The sequence below is a fragment of the Arthrobacter sp. LAR12-1-1.1 genome, assembly GCF_040676555.1.
Taxonomy (GTDB): Bacteria; Actinomycetota; Actinomycetes; order Actinomycetales; family Micrococcaceae; genus Arthrobacter.
Genome location: NZ_JBEGIG010000054.1, coordinates 1 through 282, shown reverse-complemented (window position 1 = coordinate 282; position 282 = coordinate 1). Strand labels below are relative to the sequence as shown.

At 58.5% G+C, this 282-nt stretch carries 1 rRNA gene; it reads left to right on the top strand.

Features of this window, described 5'->3' with window-relative positions:
- Positions 1–172: 172 nt before the first annotated feature.
- A 5S ribosomal RNA gene (gene rrf, locus MRBLAR12_RS19945) occupies positions 173–282 on the top strand; the annotation flags it as partial.

Here is a 282-nt window from a genome sequence, read left to right as displayed (position 1 = left end):
GAAGGGTACAAAGAAACAAGACTGCTTGCGTCCACTATGTGGTTCCCAAACAACAAACCCGTCACCGACGGCACTGTTGCACAGGAACCGACAACAAAATAACAACACCACAGATGTTGTAACCACAGATTTCCCACCCCCGGCCACGGCCGGCAGGGTGCGGACACAGGGTTACGGCGGTCATAGCGTGGGGGAAACGCCCGGTCCCATCCCGAACCCGGAAGCTAAGACCCACAGCGCCGATGGTACTGCACCCGGGAGGGTGTGGGAGAGTAGGTCACC